The organism is Acidisphaera rubrifaciens HS-AP3, assembly GCF_000964365.1.
Taxonomy (GTDB): domain Bacteria; phylum Pseudomonadota; class Alphaproteobacteria; order Acetobacterales; family Acetobacteraceae; genus Acidisphaera; species Acidisphaera rubrifaciens.
The window spans coordinates 1-4,084 of the sequence record NZ_BANB01000054.1 but is presented as its reverse complement, the minus strand read 5'-3'; the positions used below and the strand labels follow the sequence as shown (position 1 = coordinate 4,084).

Sequence of the window (4,084 nt, the reverse complement as noted above, 5' to 3'; positions counted from 1 at the left end):
GATCGTCGCCGCCGGGTCGCGATGCGCGCCGCCCAGCGGTTCGGAGATGATGCGGTCGATCAGGCCGAACTGCCGGAGGTCCTGCGCCGTCAGCCGCAGCGCCTCGGCCGCCGCCGGCGCCTGCGCGGCGTCCCGCCACAGGATCGACGCGCAACCCTCGGGCGAGATCACGGAATAGACCGCGTGCTCCAGCATCAGCACCGCGTCGCCGGCGGCGAGCGCGATGGCGCCGCCCGATCCGCCCTCGCCGATCACGGTCGCGACCAGCGGCACCGGCGCCTCCAGGCAGGCCTCGATCGACCGGGCGATCGCCTCGGCCTGCCCGCGCTCCTCCGCCTCGATGCCGGGGAAGGCGCCGGAGGTATCGACGAAGGTCAGGATCGGCAGGTCGAACCGGCCCGCCAGCTCCATCAGCCGCCGCGCCTTGCGATACCCCTCCGGCCGGGCCGAGCCGAAATTGTGGCGGATGCGGCTTTCGGTGTCCTGTCCCTTCTCGATGCCGAGCGCCATCACCGCGCGGCCGCGGAACCGGCCGAGGCCGCCGATGATCGCCTCGTCCTCGGCAAAGGCGCGGTCGCCGGCGAGCGGGGTGAAGCCGGTGATCAGGGTCTCGACATACTGCTTGGCCTTGGGCCGGTCGGTGTGGCGCGCGACCTGCGTCTTCTGCCAGGGCGAGAGCTTGGAATAGGTCAGGCGGAGCTGCCGGTCCGCCTTCTCCTCCAGCTTCGCCACCTCCTCGGCGATGTTGATGCCGCCGGGCTCCGACATCTGCCGCAGCTCGACGATCTTCGCCTCGAGCTCGGCGATCGGTTTTTCGAAGTCGAGGAAGACGCGCATGTGGCCTGGGTCCGCGATGGGGCAGCGGTGAGGGCACCGGGGGACCGGTGCTCTAGCCGCAAACCGGGACGACGCAAAGCCGTCCCCCGCCGCCCATCCGCGACCGAACGCGGCCCGCGCCCGCGCCGCCCGCATCGCTGGCATGCTGCACCGCCGCACACACCGGATGGACGCCATGTAAGGTTTGCCGTGAGCTAGCCTGCCCGCCCAGCCGATGCGCCCCGTCGTTCCCGAGGAGCCGCGATGACGCCCGCCCGCCTCGCCCGCCTGACCACAGGCCGGTTCCATTACGCCTGGGTCGTGCTGGGCATCATGTTCGCCGTCATGCTCGCCGCCGCCGCCGTCCGCGCGACGCCGAGCGTGCTGATCGTCCCGCTCGAACACCAGTTCGGCTGGAGCGCGGCGACCATCTCCGCCGCCATCTCGCTCAATATCGTCCTGTTCGGCCTGATCGGTCCCTTTGCCGCGGCGCTGATGCAGACGCTGGGGCTGAAGCCCACCATCCTGCTCGCGCTGTCCGTCCTGGCCGCCGCCGTGCTGGCCAGCGCCTTCATCACGACGCAATGGCAGCTGTTCCTGACCTGGGGGCTGCTGGTCGGCATCGGCTCCGGCGCCATGGCCGGCGGGCTGGCCGCGACCGTCGCCAACCAGTGGTTCGAGACGCGGCGCGGCCTCGCGGTCGGGCTGCTGATGGCGAGCAACGCGAGCGGGCAGCTCGTCTTCCTCCCCGTCCTCGCGGCGCTGGCGCAGGCCGGGCACTGGCGCGCCGTCTCCTTCGTCGTCGCGGGCGTGGTGGCGCTGATCATCCCGGTGGTGCTGATCGCCCTGCCCACGGACGCGGCGCGCATCGGCCTGCTGCCCTATGGGGCACGCGCCGCCCGGCCCGCGCAGGCGTCGGGCAATCCGCTCGCCGTCGCCCTCGGCGCGCTCGCGATGAGCGTGCGGTCGTCGGATTTCTGGCTGCTGTTCGGCAGCTTCGCGGTGTGCGGGTTTTCCACCAACGGGCTGATCGGTACGCACCTGATTTCGTTCTGCGTCGATCACGGCATCCCGGAGACCGAGGGCGCGGCCCTGCTCGCGTCGATGGGCGTGTTCGACCTGATCGGCACCACCGCGTCCGGCTGGCTGACCGACCGCTACAACGCGCGCTATCTGCTGTTCTGGTATTACGGGCTGCGCGGCCTGTCGCTGGTGGTGCTGCCGTTCACGGGGTTCGATCCCGTCAGCCTCGGCGTCTTCGCGGCGTTCTACGGCCTCGACTGGATCGCGACGGTGCCGCCGACGGTCGCCCTCGCGACGGAGGTCTTCGGCCGCCGCAGTGCACCCGTGGTGTTCGCCTGGATCCTCGCCGGCCACCAGGTCGGCGCCGCGATCGCCGCCTTCGGCGCCGGCGAGGTCCGCACCTTGAGCGGCAGCTACCTGCCGGCGTTCGTCGCCAGCGGCATCGCCTGCCTGCTGGCGTCGGGGCTGGTGCTGCGGGTCAACCGGCCGGTGGCGGTGGTGGCGGGCTGAAGGCGCGCGGCGCGGCCGACACGCCGCCGCCCCTCAGAAGCTCAGCCGGAAAGTGGTCACCAGGGCATTGCGGTACGTTGGGACGACCACCGGCCGGGTGATGAATGCGGGGCTGAGTGCGACCTGATAGCCGGCGCCGACCGTCATCTTCAGCCGATCGATGAGTTCGAACCGGCCCAGCACAAGGCCGATCGTCGTGAACAGCTGGCTTCGGCCGCCGCGGACGCCGTCGATCCAATAGGTGTGATTGAACTCGATCTCCGGCCAGAAGATCCTATCGATATGATATTGAAAGACGAGGTTGGACACGATCGATTTTCCGATGTGCGCCACATCCTCCACAGGGAACGAGACGCTCGACGATGCCTCCACGTCGAAGCGGCCCCACCCCTTGCCGCCGTAGAGACCGGGCGTAATCGTGTACGTGTTCTGCGTGTAGAGCGGCACGCCCGTGGGTGCGCCCGCGCCGAGGAACGCTGTGACGAGATAGTTGCCCTCCTGTTCCGTCGCGGTGAACAGGCGCTCCTTGACCGTTATGAACGGCAGGTCGGCGAAGCCCGCCCCCGGCTGCCTGCCGCCCGTCCGCACCTCATACGGCGGGATTCCCAGGGTGACCTGCGTCGTCTCGTTCGGTACGAGTGAGAGGCCGCGTCCGAGACCGTAATTGTCGAGATTGACGTTGGTGCGCACCTCGGCCATTGACGTATCGAAGCGGAACAGTTCGACGATGCGCGGGGTGGCCATGATCAGCGGCGCAGCCCAGCTCGGCTGTGTTGCGAGCGCCGTATCGACTCGCTGGAACCACTCGCTGAAATAGGTGCCCAGACCGCCCTGCTCCGTCGTGGAATCGCTCGGCAGCGGCGGCACGGTCGATGGTACCGCGGCGTCCGACGACTGCGCGACGGCGCCCCCCGTCTGCATCAGCATCATGACCGTCAGCGGTATCGTCGCGCTCATACGGCGCGCGCTCCCGAGGAATGGCATCTCCACGATGCGGGTGTCACGACGGGCGTGACGCAGAATCCCGCGAACACCGCCGCGTCGGCGCGTGCGAGCCACCATTCCCTATTCCTCCCAGCGAATCCCGATCGCGTTGATCGCGCGATCTTGTTCTGCAACCGGATTACACCGTCGTTGCGGCGTGCCATCGATGGCAATGCAGATATCGTTTGATGAAGCAGGCTTTATGATCTTGAAGTTGCCTTGATCCGATGATGCAAAAGGTCATGCTGTTCCGTCAAAAGGCCTGCGTGGCGATCGATTTCACTACGAAACGGAAACAAAACACAGCGCGACTATTTGTCACGGCGCGTTTGCTGGAATGCTCATGCCGAACGGCACTGACAATTGCGGGCAACAGCGTATCGGGGAGGACGCGCTCGCGGCGGCGTCGCTGGCCGGCTACCGCCGCACCACCTCCACGCCCCGCCGCGTCTCCCACCCCGCCCGCTCCAGTTCCGGCACGTCATCCTCGCGCGCCGGCCAGCCGAGGCAGAGATAGGCGATGAAGCGCCAGCCCGCCGGCACGTCGAGCGTGGCCGCCATCGGGGCGGGATCGAGGATCGACACCCAGCCGAGGCCCACGCCCTCCGCCCGCGCCGCCAGCCACAGCGTGTGCAGGGCGAGCACCGCCGAATAGGCCGCCGTCTCCGGCATCGTCGCGCGGCCGAGGCCGTGGCCCTGCGCCGGGTCCGGCTCGGCGAACAGCGCGAGCTGGCACGGCGCCTCGTCCAGC

At 69.2% G+C, this 4,084-nt stretch carries 4 protein-coding genes; 1 reads left to right on the top strand and 3 read right to left on the bottom strand.

Going from position 1 to position 4,084, the window contains the following annotated elements:
- The coding region (locus tag B8460_RS01990) for an acetyl-CoA carboxylase carboxyltransferase subunit alpha (RefSeq protein ID WP_048859896.1) at nt 1-837 on the bottom strand (837 nt) is incomplete at its 3' end.
- 243 nt (nt 838-1,080) lie between these two features.
- Between B8460_RS01990 and B8460_RS01985 the strand changes: the two genes are divergently transcribed.
- Nucleotides 1,081-2,349 (top strand): MFS transporter, encoded by a 1,269-nt coding sequence (locus B8460_RS01985; RefSeq protein ID WP_048859895.1) that lies wholly within the window; start codon nt 1,081-1,083, stop codon nt 2,347-2,349.
- 33 nt (nt 2,350-2,382) lie between these two features.
- On the opposite strand, the gene B8460_RS01980 is transcribed toward B8460_RS01985, so the two are convergent.
- Together B8460_RS01980 and B8460_RS01975 are read right to left on the bottom strand one after the other, a co-directional pair.
- Complete coding sequence (locus tag B8460_RS01980) at nt 2,383-3,306, bottom strand: hypothetical protein (RefSeq protein WP_048859894.1); 924 nt, start codon at nt 3,304-3,306, stop codon at nt 2,383-2,385.
- A 444-nt stretch (nt 3,307-3,750) separates the two neighbouring features.
- Nucleotides 3,751-4,084 (bottom strand): nitroreductase family protein (locus B8460_RS01975; protein ID WP_048859893.1); only part of this gene is annotated, 334 nt, incomplete at its 5' end.

Coding starts and splice junctions, on each gene's coding strand:
- B8460_RS01985 (WP_048859895.1), top strand. CDS start 1,081: ATGACGCCCGCCCGCCTCGCCCGCCTGACCACAGGCCGGTTCCATTAC.
- B8460_RS01980 (WP_048859894.1), bottom strand. CDS start 3,306: ATGAGCGCGACGATACCGCTGACGGTCATGATGCTGATGCAGACGGGG.